At 70.2% G+C, this 22,535-nt stretch carries 19 protein-coding genes; 15 read left to right on the forward strand and 4 right to left on the reverse strand.

What is annotated here, in order from left to right; translation table 11 throughout:
- The first annotated feature begins 43 nt into the window (after positions 1–43).
- From ybaK to OWR29_RS07765, 8 genes are all read left to right on the forward strand, one after another.
- Positions 44–529 carry a Cys-tRNA(Pro) deacylase gene (gene ybaK, locus OWR29_RS07730; protein ID WP_267561812.1) on the forward strand — a complete coding sequence of 162 codons (486 nt, stop codon included), beginning with the start codon at positions 44–46 and terminating at the stop codon, positions 527–529.
- A 385-nt stretch (positions 530–914) separates the two neighbouring features.
- On the forward strand, positions 915–2,021 hold the full coding sequence (locus OWR29_RS07735) for a sugar ABC transporter substrate-binding protein (protein WP_267561813.1): 1,107 nt from the start codon (positions 915–917) through the stop codon (positions 2,019–2,021).
- Positions 2,022–2,181: 160 nt separating this feature from the next.
- Positions 2,182–2,997 carry an ATP-binding cassette domain-containing protein gene (locus tag OWR29_RS07740; protein WP_267561814.1) on the forward strand — a complete coding sequence of 272 codons (816 nt, stop codon included), beginning with the start codon at positions 2,182–2,184 and terminating at the stop codon, positions 2,995–2,997.
- Positions 2,994–4,250 (forward strand): sugar ABC transporter permease, encoded by a 1,257-nt coding sequence (locus OWR29_RS07745; RefSeq protein ID WP_267561815.1) that lies wholly within the window; start codon positions 2,994–2,996, stop codon positions 4,248–4,250. The genes OWR29_RS07740 and OWR29_RS07745 overlap by 4 nt, the downstream gene beginning before the upstream one ends.
- A 34-nt stretch (positions 4,251–4,284) precedes the next feature.
- Positions 4,285–5,463, forward strand: coding sequence for an ROK family transcriptional regulator (locus OWR29_RS07750; RefSeq protein ID WP_267561816.1), 1,179 nt, complete (start codon positions 4,285–4,287; stop codon positions 5,461–5,463).
- A gap of 201 nt (positions 5,464–5,664) precedes the next feature.
- Positions 5,665–6,597 carry a hypothetical protein gene (locus OWR29_RS07755; protein ID WP_267561817.1) on the forward strand — a complete coding sequence of 311 codons (933 nt, stop codon included), beginning with the start codon at positions 5,665–5,667 and terminating at the stop codon, positions 6,595–6,597.
- Positions 6,594–8,288, forward strand: a complete 1,695-nt coding sequence (locus OWR29_RS07760; protein WP_267561818.1) for a M16 family metallopeptidase — start codon at positions 6,594–6,596, stop codon at positions 8,286–8,288. Before OWR29_RS07755 ends, OWR29_RS07760 begins: the two co-directional genes overlap by 4 nt.
- A 117-nt stretch (positions 8,289–8,405) precedes the next feature.
- Positions 8,406–9,986: a molybdopterin-dependent oxidoreductase gene (locus OWR29_RS07765; RefSeq protein WP_267561820.1), complete on the forward strand. Its 1,581-nt coding sequence runs from the start codon at positions 8,406–8,408 to the stop codon at positions 9,984–9,986.
- A gap of 164 nt (positions 9,987–10,150) precedes the next feature.
- On the opposite strand, the gene OWR29_RS07770 is transcribed toward OWR29_RS07765, so the two are convergent.
- Complete coding sequence (locus OWR29_RS07770; protein WP_184953664.1) at positions 10,151–10,540, reverse strand: WhiB family transcriptional regulator; 390 nt, start codon at positions 10,538–10,540, stop codon at positions 10,151–10,153.
- Between the two features lie 231 nt (positions 10,541–10,771).
- Between OWR29_RS07770 and OWR29_RS07775 the strand changes: the two genes are divergently transcribed.
- Positions 10,772–11,626, forward strand: coding sequence for a helix-turn-helix transcriptional regulator (locus OWR29_RS07775; protein ID WP_267561823.1), 855 nt, complete (start codon positions 10,772–10,774; stop codon positions 11,624–11,626).
- A 152-nt stretch (positions 11,627–11,778) separates the two neighbouring features.
- On the opposite strand, the gene OWR29_RS07780 is transcribed toward OWR29_RS07775, so the two are convergent.
- Positions 11,779–12,180: a DUF5319 domain-containing protein gene (locus OWR29_RS07780; RefSeq protein ID WP_267561824.1), complete on the reverse strand. Its 402-nt coding sequence runs from the start codon at positions 12,178–12,180 to the stop codon at positions 11,779–11,781.
- A gap of 122 nt (positions 12,181–12,302) precedes the next feature.
- On the opposite strand from OWR29_RS07780, the gene guaB reads away from it, so the two are divergent.
- Genes guaB through OWR29_RS07795 form a run of 3 tightly spaced genes read left to right on the forward strand, consistent with a single transcriptional unit; the run spans position 12,303 to position 16,396 of the window.
- The gene (gene guaB, locus OWR29_RS07785; RefSeq protein WP_267561825.1) at positions 12,303–13,790 is read left to right on the forward strand and encodes an IMP dehydrogenase; all 1,488 of its coding nucleotides are present in this window, start codon (positions 12,303–12,305) and stop codon (positions 13,788–13,790) included.
- Positions 13,791–13,804: 14 nt separating this feature from the next.
- Positions 13,805–14,923: a GuaB3 family IMP dehydrogenase-related protein gene (locus OWR29_RS07790; RefSeq protein WP_267561826.1), complete on the forward strand. Its 1,119-nt coding sequence runs from the start codon at positions 13,805–13,807 to the stop codon at positions 14,921–14,923.
- A gap of 45 nt (positions 14,924–14,968) precedes the next feature.
- Complete coding sequence (locus OWR29_RS07795; protein ID WP_267561827.1) at positions 14,969–16,396, forward strand: M1 family metallopeptidase; 1,428 nt, start codon at positions 14,969–14,971, stop codon at positions 16,394–16,396.
- Between the two features lie 3 nt (positions 16,397–16,399).
- On the opposite strand, the gene OWR29_RS07800 is transcribed toward OWR29_RS07795, so the two are convergent.
- Entirely contained in the window at positions 16,400–17,467 is a 1,068-nt protein-coding gene (locus OWR29_RS07800) for an LCP family protein (RefSeq protein WP_267561828.1), read from the reverse strand.
- Positions 17,468–17,598: 131 nt separating this feature from the next.
- On the opposite strand from OWR29_RS07800, the gene OWR29_RS07805 reads away from it, so the two are divergent.
- The 3 genes from OWR29_RS07805 to guaA all read left to right on the forward strand — a co-directional run bounded on the left by OWR29_RS07805 (position 17,599) and on the right by guaA (position 22,227).
- Entirely contained in the window at positions 17,599–19,131 is a 1,533-nt protein-coding gene (locus OWR29_RS07805) for a S8 family serine peptidase (RefSeq protein WP_267561829.1), read from the forward strand.
- A gap of 124 nt (positions 19,132–19,255) precedes the next feature.
- Positions 19,256–20,683 carry a S8 family serine peptidase gene (locus tag OWR29_RS07810; protein ID WP_267561830.1) on the forward strand — a complete coding sequence of 476 codons (1,428 nt, stop codon included), beginning with the start codon at positions 19,256–19,258 and terminating at the stop codon, positions 20,681–20,683.
- Positions 20,680–22,227: a glutamine-hydrolyzing GMP synthase gene (gene guaA, locus OWR29_RS07815; RefSeq protein WP_267561831.1), complete on the forward strand. Its 1,548-nt coding sequence runs from the start codon at positions 20,680–20,682 to the stop codon at positions 22,225–22,227. The genes OWR29_RS07810 and guaA overlap by 4 nt, the downstream gene beginning before the upstream one ends.
- Here guaA and OWR29_RS07820 read toward each other — a convergent pair.
- Positions 22,211–22,447 carry a PspC domain-containing protein gene (locus OWR29_RS07820; RefSeq protein WP_267561832.1) on the reverse strand — a complete coding sequence of 79 codons (237 nt, stop codon included), beginning with the start codon at positions 22,445–22,447 and terminating at the stop codon, positions 22,211–22,213. The genes guaA and OWR29_RS07820 overlap by 17 nt on opposite strands.
- Positions 22,448–22,535: the final 88 nt, after the last annotated feature.

Below are 22,535 nucleotides of genomic sequence, written 5' to 3' on the forward strand. Positions count from 1 at the left end.
GGTTGCCCGCGATCGGGCAGCGGCCGCGAGTAGCGTGCGCGGCATGGCTAAGAAGGCCGCGGCCGGCACCCCGGCCACCGCGCTGCTGACCGCGCAGAAGGTCGAGCACACGCTGCACCCGTACGTCGTGTCGCCGGACGCGCCGAACTACGGTGCGCTGGTGGCCCAGGCCCTCGGGGTGGCGCCGGAACGCGTCTTCAAGACCCTGATCGCCGAGGTCGACGGCGCGCTCGTCGTCGGGGTGGTGCCGGTGACCGGCGAGCTCGATCTCAAGGCGCTCGCGCACGCCGCGGGGGGCAAACGGGCAGTCATGGCCGTGCGCGCCGACGCCGAACGCAGCAGTGGATACGTACGCGGGGGAATCAGCCCGCTCGGGCAGCGCAAGAAGCTGCCCACGGTGGTCGACGACTCGGCGCTGAGCCTCGATCTCATGTACGTCTCGGCGGGCCGGCGGGGTCTGCAGGCCGGCCTGAAACCGGCCGATCTCATCCGCCTCACCGACGCCGTGGCCGCCACGATCCGGACATAGGGGAAGAAACTTCCGAAGAGCCGCGAGCCGTTACGACAACGTTACGCGCCGAGAGGATCTTTCTCTCGAGAACGGTACGAACCGGTCAGGGCCCTGACTTAGCGTCACAGGGTGAGCCACGTCAGCGATCGATCGGAGACGACGGACCCGCCTGGACCAGGGCCGTCCGGCCCCTATCACCGCCGTGTTGCCGGATTGTTATGCCGGGTTACGAGATCGCCCGGCGACACCGCTTGTGTAACCGGCCGCAACGGGAATACGTTGCCGGACACAACAAACTAGCTCCTGATCACTTTCGATCACTCCGCGTCTCGGGGAGCGACACTCCCGCAGCGCACACCATCGAATCCGATGTAGCCCGGATTTACCCGAAAGGACACTAGGAATGCGTAAGGGACTGTTCGCCCTTGCCGCGGTCAGCCTGCTGGCGACCGGCAGCATCGCCGCTTGCGGCGACGACAGTGGCAGCGACTCCGGCAGCACGGGTGGCGACAGCGCCGCCGCCGGCAAGGTCGGCATCATCCTGCCCGACACCAAGAGCTCGCAGCGCTGGGGCACCGACGACCCGAAGTTCCTGAAGGCGGCGTTCGACGCGGCCGGCGTTCCGGTCGAGATCCAGAACGCGCAGGGCGACAAGACGCAGTTCCAGACCATCGCCGACGGCATGATCTCGAGCGGCGTCAAGGTCCTCATGATCGTCAACCTCGACTCCGGCACCGGTAAGGCCGTCCTCGAGAAGGCCAAGAAGGCCGGTATCGCGACGATCGACTACGACCGTCTGACCCTGAGCGGCGGCGCCGACTACTACGTGTCGTTCGACAACGTCGCGGTGGGCAAGCTGCAGGGCGAGGGCCTGGTCAAGTGCCTCGAGGAGAAGAAGTACACCAAGCCGGTCGTGGCCGAGCTCAACGGCTCGCCGACTGACAACAACGCCACCCTGTTCGCCCAGGGCTACGACGGCGTCCTCGACCCGAAGTACTCGGACGGCACCTTCACCAAGGGCCCGAACCAGGACGTTCCGGACTGGGACAACGCGCAGGCCGGCACGATCTTCGAGCAGATGCTGACCTCGAACAAGAACATCAAGGGCGTTCTCGCGGCGAACGACGGTCTCGGCAACGCGGCCATCGCGGTCCTCAAGAAGAACAAGCTGAACGGCCAGGTCCCGGTCACCGGCCAGGACGCCACCGTTCAGGGCCTGCAGAACATCCTCGCCGGCGACCAGTGCATGACGGTCTACAAGGCGATCAAGAAGGAGGCCGACGCGGCTGCCGAGCTGGCCGTCGCCCTGGCCAAGCAGCAGAAGCCGACCACGGCCACCGGCACCACCAAGGACCCGGAGTCGGGTGCCGACGTCCCCTCGGTGCTGCTCGAGCCGCAGGCCATCACCAAGGAGAACGTCAAGGACGTCATCGCCGACGGCTTCGTGACCAAGGACGCGGTCTGCACCGCCGACTTCGCCAAGGCCTGCACGGACGCGGGAATCAGCTGAGAATCCTCAACTGATGACGGGCTAGACCCGAACTGACGACGGCGCCGCTCACCTCCCCAAACGGGGCGGAGGGCGGCGCCGGAGTTGGGTTTTCCCCCCAATCCGCCGGCCGGGGCGTCGTCCCGGTCGGCAACCGGTCACTTAGCGAAGGAGAACCACCGTGGCCGCGACACCCCTCTTGGAGATCAGCGGGATCAACAAAGGCTTCGGTCCCGTTCAGGTCTTGCACGACGTCGGCCTGAGCGTTTACCCCGGCGAGGTCACTGCCCTCGTCGGCGACAACGGCGCCGGCAAGTCGACGCTGGTCAAATGCATCAGCGGTATCTACACCATCGACTCGGGCACGGTTACCTTCGACGGCAACCAGGTGGCCATCCACAGCCCCCGCGACGCGTCGGCGCTGGGCATCGAGGTCGTGTACCAGGACCTCGCGCTCTGCGACAACCTCGACATCGTCCAGAACATGTTCCTGGGCCGCGAGAAGAAGCGCGGCATCGTGCTCGACGAGCCGACCATGGAGCAGATGGCCGGTGACACGCTCGCCAGCCTTTCGGTGCGCACCGTGAAGTCGCTGCGACAGCTCGTGGCGAGCCTCTCGGGTGGGCAGCGGCAGACCGTGGCGATCGCCAAGGCCGTGCTCTGGAACTCGAAGATCGTGATCCTGGACGAGCCGACCGCCGCCCTCGGTGTGGCGCAGACCGCTCAGGTGCTCGAACTCGTACGCCGCCTGGCCGACAACGGTCTCGGCGTGGTGCTCATCTCGCACAACATGAACGACGTGTTCGCGGTGTCCGACCGGATCGCCGCGCTCTACCTCGGCCGGATGGCGGCCCAGGTCAAGACCACCGACGTGACGCACTCCCAGGTCGTCGAGCTGATCACGGCCGGGCGCAGCGGCAACCTCGGTCTGCCTCCCGAGAAGCCCGCGGACTTCGGCGGAGACGTCGTCGACATCACGCCGGGAGGCGACAAGTGACCACCACCACGACCACCACGGCCGGCGGCGTCAAGGTCGTCAAGCCGACCGTCGGCAGCTACATCAACGACTACTGGGGCCGGGTTCGCGGCGGTGACCTCGGGTCGCTGCCGGCCATCCTCGGCCTGATCGTGCTGAGCCTGATCTTCGGCATCGCCCGGGACACGTTCTTCAGCTCGCTCAACTTCGCGAACCTGTTCAACCAGGGCGCCCAGGTCGTCTTCATCGCGATGGGCCTGATCTTCGTCCTGCTGCTGGGCGAGATCGACCTCTCGGCCGGTTTCGCCAGTGGTGTGTGCGGCGCTGTCGTCGCCATCCTGCTGACCAACCACGGCTGGGACTGGTACACCGCGATCCCGGTCGCGCTGGTCACCGGCATCGTGATCGGCTTCGTGCTCGGCTTCCTGGTCGCGAAGATCGGTATCCCGTCGTTCGTCGTCACCCTGGCCGCGTTCCTCGGCTTCCAGGGCCTGCTGCTGGTGCTGCTGGGCGGTGGCACCAACATCTCGACCCGCAACGAGTTCTTCAACTCGCTGAACAACGACAACCTGTCGGTGACCTGGAGCTGGATCCTGGCCATCGCCGCCGTTCTCGCCTACGCCGCGGTGCAGTTCAACCAGGTGCGCAGCCGGGCCAAGCGGAACCTGGTCACCGACCCGCTGGGCGTCGTGCTGCTGCGCATCGGCGGGCTGGCCGTGCTGATCCTGGTGGCGACCGCGATCCTGACCCAGGAGCGCGCCATCAACCCAGCCATCAACTCGCTCAAGGGTGTGCCGATCGTCGTCCCGATCATTGGGTTCTTCCTGGTGCTGTGGACGTTCGTGCTGGGTCGCACCAGCTACGGCCGGCACGTCTACGCGGTCGGCGGCAACACCGAGGCGGCCCGTCGCGCCGGTATCCCGGTCGACCGGATCCGCATCTCGGTCTTCGTGATCGGCTCGTTCATGGCCGCGATCGGCGGCATCATGGCCGTCAGCCGGGCCAGCTCGGTCGACCCGAACACCGGTGGCAGCAACATCCTGCTGTACTCGGTGGGCGCGGCCGTCATCGGCGGCACCAGCCTCTTCGGCGGTAAGGGCAAGATCATCAACGCCGTCATCGGTGGCGCGGTGATCGCCGTCATCGACAACGGCATGGGTCTGCTCGGCTTCAGCTCCGGTCAGAAGTTCATCTTCACCGGCGTCATCCTGCTGATCGCCGCCAGCGTCGACGCCCTGGCCCGGCGCAGAGCGGCCGCAACCGGCAACCGATGAACGAGATCCACCTGGTTCTGGGGACGGCACGCTGATGCGGGCCGGCCCCAGCCAGGAGGAGGTTCGCCGGCACAATCTCGGGACGCTGCTGCGGTACGTACACGTGCACGGCGCCACGTCCCGGGCGGAACTCACCAGCCGGCTCGGCCTGAACCGAAGCACCATCGGGGCCCTGACCGCCGACCTGACCACCGCTGGGCTGGTCACCGAGGCGGCACCACGAGAGACCGGCCGGGCCGGGCGACCGTCGCTGGTCGTCCGGCCCGAGTCGTCCAAGGTGTACGCGTACGCGCTGAGCATCGAGGTGGACCGCCTGCGGGCGGCCCGGGTCGGGCTGGGCGGCCGCATCCTGGACCGCCGCGAGACCGACCGGCCGCGCGGCATGCAGGTGCTGGACGCGGTGCAGCCGCTGGCCGAGTTCGTCCACGAGATGCGGGCCGACGTGCCCGGCGACGCCCGCTACGTCGGCACCGGCGTGGCGGTGGCCGGCATGGTGCGCCGGGCGGACGGGATGGTCCGCCTGGCGCCCACGATCGGCTGGGTCGAGGAACCGGTCGGCGCCGCGCTCCGCGCCGAACTCGGTGACGTGGGGAAGCTGACGCTGGGCAACCACGCGGACGTCTCCGCGCTGGTCGAGCACAGCCGCGGGGCCGCGGCCGGCTGCGACAACGTCATCTATCTGTACGGCGACGTCGGGGTGGGCGCCGGCATCATCGCCGACGGCCGCCGGGTGGCCGGTCACGGCGGCTACGGCGGCGAGGTCGGCCATATGGTGGTCAACCCGTACGGCCGCGAGTGCAGTTGCGGCTCGCGCGGCTGCTGGGAGACCGAGATCGGCGAGTACGCCCTGCTCAAGCACGCCGGCCGGGCCGAGCTGAGCGGACGCGAGGCGGTGCTGGGGGTGGTCGAGGCGGCGATGCGCGGCGACAGCCAGGCCCAGTTCGCTGTGCGCCAGGTCGGCGAGTGGATCGGCTTCGGCGTCGGCAACCTGGTCAACATCTTCAACCCCGAGGCCGTCATCTTCGGCGGCACCCTGCGCGACGTCTACCTGGTCGCCGCGGCTCAGATCCGCAGCCGGCTGACCGCGATCGCCCTGCCCGCCTGTCGTGAGCACATCCGGCTGCGCACCCCGGAACTCGGCGGCGACGCGGCCCTCATCGGGGCGGCCGAGCTGGCCTTCGAGCACCTCCTCGAGGATCCGCTGCTGAACTGAGGGTCGTGAAGGGCAAAAGTTGAAGGTCAACAACTGAAGATCAACTTCTCGACCGATGACGTACGGGTGTCCCGCTCGCAGAAGCAATGAAGCCGTTCCGCCCATGCGGAACGGCTTCGTCTTCGGTCCCGGCCGTCCCCGGCTTCCGGCGACGCCCGGTGGGCACGCGGGACCGATCAAGATCGTCTATGCTCCCGGCCCGTGACTGTCCTTTTCGACCCCGCGGACGCCTATCCCGCGGTGGCTGACGTGCGGGCGCGGCTGGCCGCCCAGGACTGGGCCGGCGTCCGTCGCGTGGTCGACGGCTTGCCGCCGGCCGGCCGCACCCTGGTCCTCCGGCACGGCTCCGCCGTCGACGGCGCCGAGCGAACCCTGCGCGAGGCGTTCGACCGGGATCCCGCCGACGGGGCGGCCGCGGCCATGCTGGGCTACCGCCTCATCGACATCGGCTGGAAGATCCGCTCGGCGGCCCGGGCCGACCACGTGAGCTCACAGCAGTTCGAGCAGTTCCACGACTGGCTGCGCCGGGCCGAGGCGGTGCTGATCGACGGGGCCGCCCGCACTCCCCGCGACCCGGCGATCTGGGCGGCCCGCCTGGTGTCGGCCCGCGGCCTCGAAGTGGGCCTGGCCGAGACCCGGCGCCGCTACGACAAGGTCAAGTCGATCGACCCGCACAACCTGACGGCCCAGTTCCAGATGCTGCAGCAGCTCTGTCCCAAGTGGAGCGGCAGCTGGGAGCTGCTGCACCCGTGGACCCGCGAGGAGATGCTGGCCGCACCGCCCGGCGCCGTGCAGGGCGTGCTGGTCGCCGAGGCGCACATCGAGCACTGGCTCGATCTGCCGGGCGGCACCCGCACGGCCTATCTGAACGGCGTGCCGGTCCGCCGGGAACTGCGCGAGGCGGCCGAGCGGTCGGTGCTGCACCCGGACTTCGGCCGCGAGCACGGCTGGGTCGAGGCGGCGAGCACCTTCGCCTTCGTCTTCAGCCTGCTCGGCGACCGCCGCTCGGCCGCACCCTGTTTCGAGATGCTGGGCGACCTGGCGACCGAGTACCCCTGGACCTACCTGGGCGACGACACGGCTGAACAGGTCAGCAACCACCGTCGTCGTGCGCTGGCCGGAGCGGCCCGATGATCAAGCAGACCGAGATCGACGGGGTGCCCGCTCTGCTGGCCCCGGCCACCGGCGTCACGCACGCCGGCCTGGCTTTCCGGGTCGGGTTCGCCGACGAGCCCCTGGCCCGGCGCGGCATCACGCACCTGATCGAGCACCTGGCGCTTTTCTCGACCGGGGTCGCCGACTACCACTACAACGGCGCCACCGGCGTCGAGTACACGTTCTTCCACATGCACGGCTCGGCCGGCGAGCTGGGCGAGTTCCTGTCCGCGGTCTGCGCCTCGCTGCGTGACCTGCCGATGCACCGGCTCGCCGTCGAGAAGGACCTGCTGCGGGCCGAGGCGAACGGGCGCAGTTCCGGCCCGGCCGACCAGATGGCACTGTGGCGGCACGGGGCCCGCGACTACGGCCTGTCCAGCTATCCCGAGTGGGGTCTGCCCGCGATCACCGAGGCCGATCTGCGCGAGTGGGTGGAGCGCTACTTCACCCGCGAGAACGCCGTGCTGTGGGTGGCCGGCGACGAGGTGCCGGCCGGCCTGCGGCTGGATCTTCCTTCGGGCGTACGCCGGAAGGCGCCCCCGATGTCGTCGGCGCTGCCGACCACTCCGGCCTGGTTCCCGGGCCACTCCGGGATGCTGGTCTGGGATTCCGTGGTGCCCCGGGCGCCCCGCTCGGCCGTCTTCGCCGGCGTGCTCGAGCGGGTGATGTTCCGTGAGCTGAGGCAGGAAGGCGGTTTGTCGTACGCGGCCCACGCCTCCTACGAGCCGGTCGGAGCCGACCACGGCCAGGTGACCGCCGTCGCCGATGCGCTGCCCGACAAGCAGGGTGCTGTGCTCGGCGGGTTCGTCGACGTGCTGGCTGCGTTGCGGGTGGGCCGGATCGACGAGGCCGACGTGGCCGCCGTGGTCAAGAAGCAGACCGAGGCGCTGCGGCACGCCGAGGAGCAGGGCGCGCGGCTGCCCGGTCAGGCGCTCAACCTGCTCTCCGGGCGCGACGTGCTCAGCGCCGACGAGGTGATCGACGGGCTGCGCGCGGTCACCGCGGCCGAGGTGGCGCAGGTGGCCGCCGAGGCCTGGGACGCCGGGTTGTTGCAGACCTCGCACAGCCGGGCCGACTGGGCCGGGTTCACCGCCGCCCCGACCACCTCCGACAGCGCCGTGACCGGCACCAAGTACCCCTCGCTGGACACGCCGGGCGAGAAGCTGATCGTCGGTTTCGATGGCGTCAGCATCGTCGCCGGGGACAACCGTGCGACCGTGCGGTTCGCCGACTGCGCCATCGTGCGGGCCTGGCCCGACGGCGGCCGTCAGCTGGTCGGGAGCGACGGCATCGTGGTGTTCGTCGAGCCCACCCTGTTCGAGGGGGCGGCCGACGCGGCCAAGAAGATCGATGCCAGCGTCGCGCCCGCCGTCCGGGTCGAGCAGCCCGCCCGCGAGCCCGGCCAGATCCCGCAGCCGGAGCCGGAGAAGGCCGCGCCGGCCGAGTCCGCGAAGCCGCGCCGAGGGATGGCGGGTGAGTGGCGAAGGGTTCTGCTGCTGATGCTGGGCGCCCTGGCCGGATTTGCGACGGCGGGCCAGGTCGGATATGAGCTCGTGAACGGTCTCACCGGGATTCTCTTCGGCATCCTGGCCGTCGTAGGCGGGTTCGTTTTGGCCGTGCTCTGTGTGATCGGCATCGTCAACACCGTCCGGGACGCCTTCAAGCCCTGAACTTTGTGCCGTGGTGTTGAGCACCGCGCTGATCGGCGCATGTGGCGTTGCTTACGCATTGCTTACGCGATGGCCTGAGCCGTCGTCGCCCGCCCGGACCGGGAGCAGGATGGGAGGGTGAAGCTTTCGGTGGGCGCCGGGCTGGCCGGCGTGGCCGCCGCCGCGGTCGCGGTCGGTGTGTCCGAGGTCGTGGCGGTGGCGAGCGGGCCGTTGACCGCGCCGCTGCCGGCCGTGGGCGGCGTGGTCATCGACAACGTGCCCGGGCCGGTCAAGGATTTCGGGGTCAGCGTCTTCGGCGTGCACGACAAGACCGCGTTGATCGTGGGCACGGGCGTCTTGCTGGCGATTTACGCGTACGGGGTGGGAGTGGCCGCCCTCCGGTCGTGGCGCCTGGGTCTGGCCGGCATCGGGTTGTTCGCGGTGATCGGCGTGGCCGCCGCGCAGACCCGGCACGACGCGGGCGTCTTCGCCTGGCTGCCCACGGTGGTGGGCGCCGCGCTGGCCGTCTGGGTGTTGCGCCTGCTGCTCGACCGGGCGGGCGAGCCGGTGCCGGCTCAGACGCCGGTGCTGGTCGGCGCGGGCGGCCCGGGCCCCGGTCCGGGGGCGCCGCCGCCGGCTGCGCCCGTGACGCCGTACGTCGAAGACCGTCGTTACTTCTTGAAGTTGCTCGGCATCGCCTTCGGCGCGGCGGCCGCGACCGGATTCGGCGGGCGATGGCTGGCCTCGCGCCGGGCGGTGACCGCGGCCCGCAACGACGTCGTGCTGCCCACGCCTCGCCAGACCGCGCCGCCGCTGCCCGCCGGCGTCCAAGTGCCGGGAGTGACGCCGTACATCTCGCCCAATAAGGACTTCTACCGCATCGACACCGCGCTGATCCCGCCCCAGGTCGACCCCTCGACCTGGCAGTTGCGCATCCACGGAATGGTCCGCAACCCGATCACCATCACCTGGGCTCAGCTGCTGCAACGGCCGATGATCGAGCGGTACGTGACCCTGGCCTGCGTGTCCAACGAGGTCGGGGGCGACCTGATCGGCAACGCGCTGTGGCTCGGAACGCCGATCCGGGAACTGCTCGAGGAGGCCGGTCCGCTACCCGGCGCCGACCAGGTCGTGCAGCGCGCGGTGGACGGCTGGACCTGCGGCAGCCCGACGTCGGTGCTGATGGACGGCCGGGACGCGCTGCTCGCGGTCGGCATGAACGGCGAGCCGCTGCCGGTCGATCACGGCTTCCCGGTGCGGATGGTGGTGCCCGGCCTGTACGGCTACGTCAGCGCCTGCAAGTGGATCACCGAGATCGAGCTGAGCCGGTTCTCCGACTTCGACGCCTACTGGGTGCCGCGCGGCTGGTCGCAGCAGGCGCCCATCAAGACGGAGTCGCGGATCGACACGCCCCGCGACGGGGCCTCGCGCAAACCCGGCCGCGTGGTTGTCGGGGGAGTGGCCTGGGCTCAGCACCGCGGCATCGATAAGGTCGAGGTCCAGGTCGACGATCAGCCCTGGGCCACGGCGACGCTGGCCGCCACCGTCTCGAGCGACACGTGGCGCGAGTGGAGCTTCGAGTGGCCGGCGACAGCGGGTGAACACCGCCTTCGCGTACGGGCCACCGACGGCTCCGGGGCGACGCAGACGAGCACACCGGCGCCGCCCGCGCCCGACGGCGCCTCGGGCTGGCACACGATCAAGGTCCAGGTCGAATAAGTGCCGGTTACTTGAAGGCCGCACCAGTGGTCCGTCGTCGGTGCGCAAGTCGCTCATACGGTGGGTTGCATGTCCACCGATGCGGTTGATGAAGAGCCGTCGAACAACTCGACCCGGCCCCCGACAGGGGACCGGATCGTCATGGTCATACCGGCTCGCCGGCGTCAGGCCGCGGGTGCCTGCCGCTGCGCCGGAACTGCCGACTTGTGGGGCCGGCCGAGCCGGGCCTCGAGCCGGGCAAGGTCGACACGTCCGTGATGGCGGTCGGCGGTGTCCTCCCAACCGACCGCGAGCAGCCGCAGCCGCTCCGCCTCGGTGAGGCCGCCCCAGACTCCGTACGGCTCACGAACCGCGAGGGCGTGGGCGGCACACTCGGCCCGAACCGGGCACGCGCCGCACATGCTCTTGGCTTTGGCCTCCCGGCGGTTGCGGGAAGACCCGCGCTCGCCGTCCGGGTGGAAGAACTGCGCACTGTCCCGGCCCCGGCACAGGCCCAGTCGCTGCCAGTCCCACAGGTCGGCGATGGGCCCGGGCAATCTGCGAACGTTCGACATGGAACACCCTCCTCCCGCGCGGCACCGCGGTGTGTCGTCATGAGGGCCCTTGCTCAGGCCTGCCGCGGTGTTACCCCGGTGATCCCCGGCTCACACGCAACTCGTCGATGTCTTCTGAAGTCGCATGACACCGGCCTGGCAAGTCATACCGATCTTTCCCATTTTTTCCATCTAAAGCGCGTAATGCTGCGGCCCTCGCGTGATCTCCTCTGAGAGAGAAGGAGGATCACTGTGCGTACCGTCCTCGTGTGCGTCCGTACCCCGCTGGCGGCCCAGACCGTCGCGTCCACCGCGGCCCGGCTCGGCATGACCGGCGTCGTCCGGACCGCGGTCAGCGAGACCGAGGCCATGATCCGCCTGGCTGAACGGCCGGCTGAAGTGGTCCTGGCTGACACCGCCGTGACTCGTCCCGACAGCGTCGGCTTCACCCGGCGCGTCCTGGCCCGTGCCCCGCAGGCGCAGGTAGTGCTCTTCGGCGCCGAAGACCCCCGGGTGGCCGCGGCGGCCGTCGCCGCCGGCGCCCGCGGCGTCATCCGCGGCGTCGAGCACGACCTGGTCAGCGTCGTCGCCAAGGCGCTGCTCCTGCTGCTGCTCCCGGTGCGCCCGCAGGGCATGCCGATCAACGGAGCCAACGCCCAGCCCGCCACCGTGGCCGGCGGGGCCCGCAACAACAACTCGACGGCGGCCCGGACCGCCTATCAGAACGGTGGGCTCGGCATGGGCTCACCCAACGCGGCCTCCGTGCCGGCCGTGCTCGGGCCCAACGCGCCGATGGTGCCGGCCCAGCGTGGCGACGCCCCGATCGACCCGGCCACCGGCCGGCCGATGGTGGCCTGGCCCGGCAACGAGACGCAGGTCGGCGTGGCCGACCCGGCGCCCGCTGGACGGCGGCTCACGCTCACCGAGCGCGAGCTGCAGGTGCTGCGGGGGATGGCCGACGGCAAGAGCAACGCCGAGATCGGCCGGGAACTGTTCGTCTCGGAGGACACCGTCAAGACCCACGCCCGGCGGCTCTTCCGGAAACTGGGGGCCAGGGACCGCGCCCACGCGGTGGCCGCCGGCTTCCGGGCCGGGCTGGTGGCGTAACAGCGGGGGCCGGCGAGCGCCGCCGGTGAGATGGCAGTCGGTTTTTCGACGCCCGCGGGGTTTGCGGGTGGCGGAAAATCGCCTGCCATCTCACCGGTTACAAGGCGATCGCCCGCGGAGCGAAGCGGAGCTGGCAGGCTCCGTCCCCCTTTTTATTCTTTCTCTTCCTCGTTGCCCTCGGTCAGCGTGTCGTGCACGCCGTCGGCGTAGCCGCGCGCGTACTCCCACGTGACGTAGTGCTCGGGGTCGGGGTCGAAGGCCGGCTCGTGCACGCGCGGGCGCCCGCTGCTCAGCAGATGGCGCAGATTGCCGCGCAGCAGATCCCAGTCGAAATAGTGCGGCTCGTGACAGTCCTCGCACTCGATGACGAGGCCGCGGATGCCGGTCGGGCTCAGGAGCGCCTGATAGATCTCGAGGTCGGAAAGATCCTCGAGAACGTCCTGCCGTTCGGCGTCGGTCAGCGGCTCGGCCTCGGCGTCCTCCTCGAGGTCGTCGAGCCCGGCGGCCGGGTCGGTGGGATCGCCGTTGAACGGGTCGATCGGCTCATCTTGCACCCCCTTACCGTACTCACCCTTCACGGATGTGTGCTGGCCCGCACGTGCTGTCCGTCGCGCGAGGCTCCGGAGAACGGATGGGTACGATGAACCATCCGTCTTCCAGCTTTTAGGGATGCTCCGTGGAAACTGACTCGGCCCGTACGGTTCCGCTCGGTCTGACCTTCGACGACGTGCTCCTCCAGCCCGGCGAATCGGACATCGTGCCGAGCCGGGTCAACACCAACACGCGGCTCACCCGGAACATCGAACTGACCATCCCGCTGCTGTCCGCGGCGATGGACACAGTGACCGAGGCGCGCATGGCCATCGCCATGGCCCGCGAGGGCGGCATCGGCGTGCTGCACCGCAACCTCTCGCCGGAGGACCAGGCGGCCCAGGTCGACCTGGTCAAGCGCTCCGAGTCCGGCATGATCACCAACCCCGTGACCTGCAGCCCCGACGCCACGCTGCGTGAGGTCGACGCGCTCTGCGGCCGCTACCGCATCTCCGGCGTGCCGGTCACCGACGCCGACGGCACCCTGGTCGGCATCGTGACCAACCGCGACATGCGCTTCGTCACCGACGACGACACCAAGGTGCGCGACGTCATGACGAAGATGCCGCTGATCACCGCCCCGGTCGGCGTCAGCAAGGACGACGCGCTGGCCCTGCTGCAGCAGCACAAGATCGAGAAGCTGCCGCTGATCGACGACAACGGCCGGCTGCGCGGGCTCATCACGGTCAAGGACTTCACCAAGAGCGAGCAGTTCCCCAACGCGACCAAGGACGCCCAGGGCCGTCTGCGGGTCGCCGCCGCGGTCGGCGTGGGTGACGAGTCCTACAAGCGGGCCCGCGGCCTGATCGACGCCGGCGTCGACGTGATCATCGTGGACACCTCGCACGGTCATCAGCGCCAGGTGCTCGACATGATCGCCCGGCTCAAGCGGGACACGAGCACCGACATCGTCGGGGGCAACGTGGCCACGTACGCCGGGGCCAAGGCCATGGCCGAGGCCGGCGCCGACGCCGTCAAGGTCGGTGTGGGCCCGGGCGCGATCTGCACCACCCGCATCGTGGCCGGGGTCGGCGTCCCGCAGATCACCGCCGTGATGGAGGCGCAGCGCGCCTGCTCGCCGTTCGGCGTCCCGGTGATCGCCGACGGCGGCATCCAGTACAGCGGCGACATCGCCAAGGCGATCGTGGCCGGGGCCGAGACGGTGATGCTCGGTGGCCTGCTGGCCGGCTCGGAAGAGAGCCCGGGCGACCTGATCTTCGTCAACGGCAAGCAGTACAAGAGCTACCGGGGCATGGGCTCGCTGGGCGCCATGCAGTCGCGCGGTCAGGCCAAGTCGTACTCGAAGGACCGTTACTTCCAGCATGATGTGCCGGAGGAGAAGCTCGTTCCCGAGGGCGTCGAGGGTCAGGTGCCCTACCGCGGCCCGCTCTCGCGGGTGGTGGCCCAGCTGGTCGGCGGTGTGCGGCTGGCCATGGGTTACGCCGGGGCCGAGACGATTCCCGACTTGCAGCAGCGTGGCCAGCTCATCAGGATTACCGCGGCGGGCCTCAAGGAAAGCCACCCGCACGACATCCAGATGACCGTCGAGGCCCCGAACTACCACTCCCGCTAGGAAGAAGAGAAGGCATGCGCGACGTAGTGGAGATCGGTCTCGGCAAGACCGCCCAGCGGGGGTACCACCTGGACGAGATCGCCATCGTCCCGAGCCGGCGCACCCGCGACGTGGACGACGTGTCCACCGAGTGGCGCGTCGACGCGTACCCCTTCAAGATCCCCTGCGTCGCGCATCCCTCCGACGCGACCATGAGCCCGGAATCGGCTATCGCCCTGGGCCAGCTCGGTGGCCTGGGCGTGCTCAACGCCGAGGGCCTGTGGACCCGCTACGAGGACCCGAGCAAGATCCTCGAAGAACTCGCGTCGCTCGACGAGGACGCGGACGCCACCCGGCGCCTGCAAGAGGTCTACTCCGAGCCGATCAAGCCCGAGCTGATCGCCGAGCGGGTGCGCACGATGCGCGAGGGCGGCATCACCGTCGCCGTGCGGGTGTCGCCGCAGCACACGCTCGCGCTGGCCCCGGTGGTGCTCGACGCGGGCGTCGACCTGCTGGTCATCCAGGGCACCCTGGTCAGCGCCGAGCATGTGTCCACGACGGACGAACCGCTGAACCTCAAAGAGTTCATCGCCGACCTCGACCTGCCGGTGATCGTCGGCGGCTGCACCGACTACAAGACGGCGCTGCACCTCATGCGTACGGGCGCGGCCGGCGTCATCGTCGGCGTCGGCGCCGACGAGTGGTCGACGACCGACACGGTGCTCGGCATCCGCGTGCCGATGGCGACCGCGATCGCCGACGCCGCCGCGGCCCGCCGCGACTACCTCGACGAGACCGGCGGCCGGTACGTCCACCTGATCGCCGACGGCGGCATCTCCACCTCGGGTGACATCGCCAAGGCGATCGGCTGCGGCGCCGACGCGGTCATGCTGGGCGAGCCGCTGTCGCTGGCCGAGGGCGCTCCGGCCGGTGGCGCCTGGTGGCACTCGTCGGCCAGCCACCCGCAGCTGCCGCGCGGCGGCTTCTGCATCGCCGGCGAGCCCGACGGCACGCTGGAAGAGCTGCTGTTCGGCCCGGCCGACCGGCCCGACGGGCAGCTCAACCTGTTCGGCGGCCTGCGGCGGGCGATGGCCAAGTGCGGCTACCGCGACGTCAAAGAGTTCCAGAAGGTCGCGCTGGTCCTCGACCGCTGACGCCCTTTCCCCGTCCTTTCGGGTGACGGCGCTAACCTCGCGCCTATGAGGCGTACGGGTGTTGCCGCAGTTCTTTGTGTCGCGTTGACGGTGGCCGGTTGTTCCGCTGACGACGAGCCGGCGCAGACCCCGTCGGCCACACCTTCCTCCGCGCCGGCCTTCGCTCCCGGCGCGGAGGGCATCGGTGACCCGTACTTCCCGAAGTACGGCAACGGCGGCTACGACGTCGCCGGCTACGACCTGAAGCTGCGCTTCGACCCGAAGACGGACCAGCTCACCGGCACCGCGACGATCACCGCGACCGCCACCCAGGACCTGTCCCGGTTCAACTTCGACCTGTCCAAGCTGACCGCGAAGAACGTGACGGTCGACGGCGTCCGGGCGTCGTCGAAGGCCGAGGGCACCGAGCTGGTCGTCACCCCGGCCCAGGGCATCGTCAACGGCCGCCCGTTCACCGTGGTGGTCGAGTACGGCGGCCGGCCGGCCCAGCTGGGCAACGCGGTGCTCGGCCAGGGCGGCTGGCTCGAGAACGGGCAGGGCGCCATCGCGCTCGGCCAGCCCGAGTCGGCCAGCACCTGGTTCCCGGTGAACGACCACCCGTCCGACAAGGCCACCTTCAAGCTCGAGATGACCGTGCCCGAGGGCGTCGAGGCGATCAGCAACGGCGTGCCCGGCCCGCGCCGCACCACCGGCGGCTGGACGACGTGGAGCTGGTCGGAGGGTTCGCCCATGGCGAGCTACCTGGCCATGGTGGTGATCGGGCAGTACCGGGTCACCACCACCACGCACAACGGCAAGCCGCTGGTGCTCGCCGTCGCCGAGTCGCTGCCGGCGAACGGGCCGGCCGCTCAGTCGCTGGGTAAGACGGCCGAGATCACCGACTTCCTGGCCACCAAGTTCGGGCCGTACCCGTTCGACGCCAACGGCGGGGTCGCGGTGGACGACCGGAAGATCGGCTACGCGCTCGAGACGCAGAGCCGCCCCGTCTACGGTCCCGCGTTCTTCAACGGCGGCCCGAACGAGTCGGTGATCGCCCACGAGCTGGCCCACCAGTGGTTCGGCGACAGCGTGGCCCTCGAGAAGTGGCAGGACATCTGGCTCAACGAGGGCTTCGCGACCTACGCCGAGTGGATGTGGGACGAGCACAAGGGCACCCAGACGATCGAGCAGAGCTTCGACGACGTCTACAACTCGTACCCGTGGAACCAGCCCGGCGAGGCCGGCAACCCGGGCGCCGAGCGGATCTTCGGCAACGCCGTCTATCAGCGCGGCGGCATGACGGTCTACGCCCTGCGCAAGACCATCGGCGACGCCGCCTTCGACCAGCTGCTCAAGCGGTGGACCACCGAGCACAAGGACGGCAACGCCAGCACCGACGACCTGATCGCCCTGGCCGAGCAGGTGTCGGGCAAGCAGCTCGACGACCTTTTCCAGTCGTGGCTGTTCACCACCGGCAAGCCGGCCAAGCCCTGACGGTCATTTGTCGATCAGCTTGGGGTGGCTCTTCAGATAGGCGGCGACCTTGTCGTCGGCGACGGCCTCGACGAAGCCCCGCCCCTCGGCCGTGAGCTGCTCGCCGAGGTAGCCGCTGCCCCGCCCGACCCCGCGGCCGGGCAGGCTGACCCGGGTGATCTTGCTGGGGGAGAGGCCGCGCAGGGCGTACGCGTACTCGACCGGCTTGCGCCCGCCCAGATAGACGAAGGTGTCGCCGAGCGCGTCGATCAGCGGGTCCACTTTGTCCGGATCGGTGGCGAAGCCCTGGCCGAGAGCCTTGGTCAGCAGTGCGGTCACGACCTGCCGCTGGTGGCGCTGCCGGTCGTAGTCGCCGTCGGGCAGCCCGTAGCGCTGGCGGGCGTAGTCGATCGCCTGCCAGCCCACCAGGTGCCGGCGGCCGGGCTGGTACACCGCCTGCGGGCCGATGTAGTCGCCGCCCCGCAGCGGGCGCAGCGTGCCGTCCGGCTTGCGGTGCCGCGACTCGACCCGCTGGTCGATCACCAGGTCGATGCCGCCGAGCTGGTCGGTCAGCTTGGCCAGCCCGCCGAAGTTGAGGATGGCGCCCGCCTGGAACTGCTTGATCCCCGTGTACGCGCTGAGCGACCTCGTCAGCAGCTGGTAGCCCTTCTCGGTGCTGGGCTGCTTGCTTCCCGCGACCCGGGAGCCGACGCTCATCGCCTCGGTGACCTTGCGGGTGCCGTGACCGGGAACGGCGACCCGCAGGTCGCGCGGCAGCGAGTAGAGGTACGCCGACTTCAACCCGCGCTCGACGTGCAGCAGCATGATGGCGTCGGCGTGCGGCTCCCAGCCCGGGATCGAGACCCGGGTGTCGACGCCGATCAGCAGCAGGTCGAGCGGCCCGTCGATGTCCGCGCCGGGTGAAGGCGGCGGCGTCGCGGGCTCGGCCGAGGGCGTCGGCGGGGCGGCGGATGGCGGCGATGCTGTAGGTTTGTCCGATCCCGAGCGGACGGCCAGCGCGATGCCACCGCCCGCGAGCAGCGCCACGGCCACCGCGCCGGCGACCGCCAGGCCCACCCTCTTGTTCCGCATGCCGGAACAGTAGAGCAGCGATAGCGGCAGCTCAATCACTCAAGATCTCGAAATGTGAAACGGGTGATTGCTTTCCCCGCTTTCACCCGTACGCTGACCGCCGCGAATCAACGGGGGAGGCAAGTGCTTCAATGAAGCTCAACAAACGACGGGTCACCGTCGGTCTGATCTCCACCGCCGTCGTCGTCTCGATGACGAGCGTGTCCACTTGGGCCCTGGCCGCCGACGACGCCAAGACGACGTCGGCCGCTGCCAATACGCCCGTCCAACTCATCGTCGGCTACAAGGCCGGCGTGGCCAAGACCGCCTCGGCGCGCATCCTGTCCGCGGCCGGGCTGCGGACCACCGACTCGGTCACCTCGCAGTCGGCGCTGGCCGAGATCAACGCCTCGCGCGTCACGGTGTCGAGCGGTCGCAGCGCCTCGGTGATCGCTGCCCTGCGCAGTGACCCCAACGTGTCGTACGTCGAAAAGGACACGGCGGTCAAGGAATTCGACACGATTCCCAACGACCCGTCCTTCAAGTACCAGAACGAGCTGTACGCGGCGAGGACCCCGAAGGCGTGGGACACCACCCGCGGTTCCTCCAGCGTGATCGTCGCCGTGATCGACACCGGCGTCAACGGCGTCGGTGACCTCTACGGCGCCACCGTTCCCGGCCACGACTTCGTCAACAACGACGCCACGCCGTACGACGACCGCGGTCACGGCACCTCGGTGGCCGCGCTGATCGCCGCGCGCGGCAACAACGGCAAGGGCATGGCCGGCGTCTGCTGGTCCTGCCGGATCATGCCGGTCAAGGTGCTCGACAAGAACGGTTCGGGCACGGCCAGCGGCGTCGCCCAGGGCATCGTCTGGGCCGTCCAGCACGGCGCCCGCGTCATCAACCTGTCGCTGGGTGGTCCCGGCGCCAAGGTGCTGCAGGACGCGGTGCAATACGCCAACATCAACAACGCTGTCGTGGTGGCCGCCGCCGGCAACGAGGGCAACACCGCCCTCCAGTACCCTGCCGCCTACCCCGACGTGGTGACGGTCGCCGCGACCCGGCGCTGCCCGGACTGGCAGACCGACGCCGACTGCACCTACGGCAACCAGACCCTGACGCCGTATTCCTCGCGCAACGCGAGCGGCGCGACCTGGGTCGACGTGGCCGCCGTGGGTGACGTCATGACCATGGACCGCTACGGCAACTACAACTCGGGCACGAGCGGCACGTCGTTCTCGGCGCCGATCGTCTCCGGTGTGGCCGCTCTGGTGAAGACCAGGAATCCCAGCTACACCGGATGGTCGGTCGCCAGCTCGATCTACAAGGGCGCCTCGACCCGCAAGGTCGCCGGCGTCACGTACGGCCTGGTCGACGCCTCGGCCTCGTTCGACATCCCGACCGACACCGTCGCGCCGACCGCCACCGGCATCACGCCGAACAACGCAACCGTCAAGGGCACCATCGCGGTCCGCCCGGTGGGGCTCAAGGACGACCGTTCCGGCATCCAGCGGTCGCTGCTCTACGTGAACGGCGTCTTCAAGACCTACAGCCGCAACGCGCCCTGGGGCATCATGTTCAACACCAAGGGCTACTCGGGCAAGACGAACATCGAGCTGCGGATCTTCGACAAGGCCAACAACCAGAAGGTCGTCAAGGGCGTCGTCACCGTCAGGAACTAGGCGCTGAGCTACACCCGATAGCACCCCGTCCGCTCCGGTGATCCAACCGGACGGGCGAGCAACGGACCGAATGTGAAAGAGCCGGCCATCGTGGCCGGCTCTTTCCTTTTGCGAGGTCCTCAGCATGCGCAAGCTCGTCGCCGGTCTGCTCGCGGGCGCGTCCATGCTGGTCGCGGCGCCGGCCCAGGCCGCACCGGTCCGCCCGTCCGACCCCGGTTTCGCCGCCCAGTGGGGCGTGACCCAGACCCGCGTCGACGAGGCCTGGTCGTCCACCCGGGGCTCGTCGCGGGTGGTCGTGGCCGTGGTCGACACCGGGGTGAGCCCGCTGCCCGACCTGGCCGGTCGCCTGCTGCCGGGCCAGGACTTCGTCAACCACGACGCCGACCCGTCCGACGACAACGGGCACGGCACGATGGCCGCCACGGTGATCGCCGCGTCCGGCAACAACCGCACCGGGATCGCCGGCGTCTGCTGGTACTGCCGGATCCTGCCGGTCAAGGTGCTCAACGCCAAGGGCGGCGGCAGCTACACCGACATCGCCCTGGGCATCCGCTACGCCGCCGACCGGGGCGCCTCGATCATCAGCCTGTCGCTCGGCGGCTCGGACGACAGCCCGCTGCTGCGCGACGCCGTCGACTACGCCGAGACCAAGGGCGCGCTGGTGGTGGCCGCGGCCGGCAACCGGGGTGTCTCGACCCCGCACTATCCGGCGGCCATCCCGTCGGTGCTGGCCGTCGGCGGCATCACGTCGTCCGGCAGCCGCTACGACTGGTCCAACTACGGCAGCTGGGTCGACGTCACCGCGCCCGGCTGCAACTCGGCCCAGGGTCCGTCCGGGGTAGTCGGGCCGTACTGCGGAACCTCGTCGGCCACGCCGTTCGTGGCCGGGGTGGCGGGCCTGCTCGCCGCGACCGACCCGGCGCCCTCGGCGGCGCAGATCCGGACCGCGCTCACCGCCACCCGGGTGCTGCCGTCCGGGCGGGTCGACGTGCCGGCCGCGTTGCGGGCCCTGCCCATCGACGGCGACGTCACCCGGCCCGCCGTCGCCTTCGGCGCGGTCGGAACCCTCGTGCGGGGGCGGGTCACCATCACGGCTGCGGCTTCCGACCAGCACGGCGTCTCGCGGGTCCAGCTGTACGCCGGGGGTCGCCTGGTCGCCACTGACACCACCGCGCCGTACTCGTTCGCCTGGCAGTCCGCGCCGAACACGGCCGCCGTTCCGCTGGAGCTGCGCGCCTACGACCGCCGCGGCAACCTGACCGTGGTCCGCCGCAACGTGCGCGCCGACAACGCCGGGCCGGCCGTGCAGCTGACCGTCGCCCGGACCATGCGTGCCGCCGGCGCCCGACCGGCCGGACGCACCGTGACCGTCCGGGCCACCGACCCGGCCGGCGTGGCCCGGCTCGAACTGCTTGTCAACGGCCGGGTCACCGCGCGTAAGGCCGGAGCCACGGGCCGGTTCGCCGTGCCCGCGAAGGCACGCAGCGTACAGGTCCGGGCGTACGACCGGGCCGGGAACCCGCGGGTCGTCAACGGTAAACTCGGCGGGTGAGTACTCCCCGCCCGGTTCTCGTCGTCGACTTCGGCGCTCAATACGCCCAGCTGATCGCCCGCCGCGTGCGTGAGGCGCGGGTCTATTCCGAGATCGTCCCGCACTCGATGCCCGTGGCCGAGATGCTGGCCAAGAACCCCGCCGCGATCATCCTGTCCGGCGGCCCGTCCAGCGTCTACGAGCCCGGCGCGCCGGTGCTCGACGCGGGCCTGTTCGACAACGAGGTGCCGGTGTTCGGCATCTGCTACGGCTTCCAGGCCATGGCGCAGGCGCTCGGCGGCACGGTGGCCCACACCGGCTCCCGTGAGTACGGCCGCACTCTGCTCACCGCCCAGGGCGGCACGCTGCTGCGCGAGCTGCCGGACGACCTGCCGGTCTGGATGAGCCACGGCGACAGCGTGGCGGTCGCCCCGCAGGGTTTCGCGGTCACCGCCTCGACCCCGGGCGCCCCCGTGGCCGCCTTCGAAGACCTGACCGCCCGGCGGGCCGGCGTGCAGTTCCACCCCGAGGTGGCGCACACCGAGCAGGGCCAGCGGATGCTCGAGCGCTTCCTGTACGACATCGCCGGCCTCGAGCCCACCTGGACGCCGTCCAACATCATCGACGACCAGGTGGCCGCGATCCGGGCCCAGGTCGGCGACAAGCAGGTGATCTGCGGCCTCTCCGGCGGGGTCGACTCGGCGGTTGCCGCCGCGCTCGTGCACAAGGCCATCGGCGACCAGCTGACCTGCATCTTCGTCGACCACGGCCTGCTGCGCGCGGGCGAGGCGGAGCAGGTCGAGAAGGACTACGTGGCCGCCACCGGCATCCGGCTCAAGGTGGTCGACGCGTCCGAGTCGTTCCTGGGCCACCTGGCCGGCGTCACCGACCCCGAGCAGAAGCGCAAGATCATCGGCCGTGAGTTCATCCGCACGTTCGAGGCGGCGGCCCGCGAGCTCGACGCCGAGCGCAACGTCGAGTTCCTGGTGCAGGGCACGCTCTACCCCGACGTGGTCGAGTCGGGCGGCGGCACCGGCACGGCCAACATCAAGTCGCATCACAACGTGGGCGGCCTCCCCGACGACCTGCAGTTCGCGCTGATCGAGCCGCTGCGCACCCTGTTCAAGGACGAGGTTCGCGCCCTCGGCGCCGAGCTGGGCCTGCCGGAAGAGATGGTGCAGCGGCACCCGTTCCCCGGCCCCGGCCTGGCCATCCGCATTATCGGCGCCGTCGACCGGGAGCGGCTCGACCTGCTGCGCGCGGCCGACCTGATCGCCCGGGAAGAGCTGACCGCGGCCGGCCTCGACCGCGACGTCTGGCAGTTCCCGGTGGTGCTGCTGGCCGACGTGCGCAGTGTCGGCGTGCAGGGCGACGGGCGTACGTACGGTCACCCGGTGGTGTTGCGCCCCGTCTCGAGCGAGGACGCGATGACGGCCGACTGGTCGCGCCTGCCCTACGAGACGATCGCCAAGATCTCGACCCGGATCACCAACGAGGTGCGTGAGGTCAACCGGGTCGTCCTCGACGTCACGAGCAAGCCCCCGGGCACTATCGAATGGGAGTGACGGGTTCCTCCGGCATCAGGAACCACATGATGGGGTAGGCGATCAGGGCCGCGCCGAGGGTGATCACCGCGAGCAGCGCGAAGGCGACGCGCACGAGCACGGGGTCGATGTCGAAGTAGCGGCCGACCCCGCTGCAGACGCCCGCGGCGAGACGGTCGTCGAGAGGCCGGCGGAGCTGCTTGTACGGCGCCTCGAAGCTGCCGTGGGGGAGCTGATTCATAAGCCCATGGTGGCCGTGTCAAGGCCCCGCCGACCTCGGTGAACCCCCGGATGCGGACCCTGAATTAGCCATTACGCCGTGTAGTGGA

The sequence above is a fragment of the Paractinoplanes pyxinae genome (genome assembly GCF_026626335.1).
GTDB lineage: Bacteria > Actinomycetota > Actinomycetes > Mycobacteriales > Micromonosporaceae > Actinoplanes > Actinoplanes pyxinae.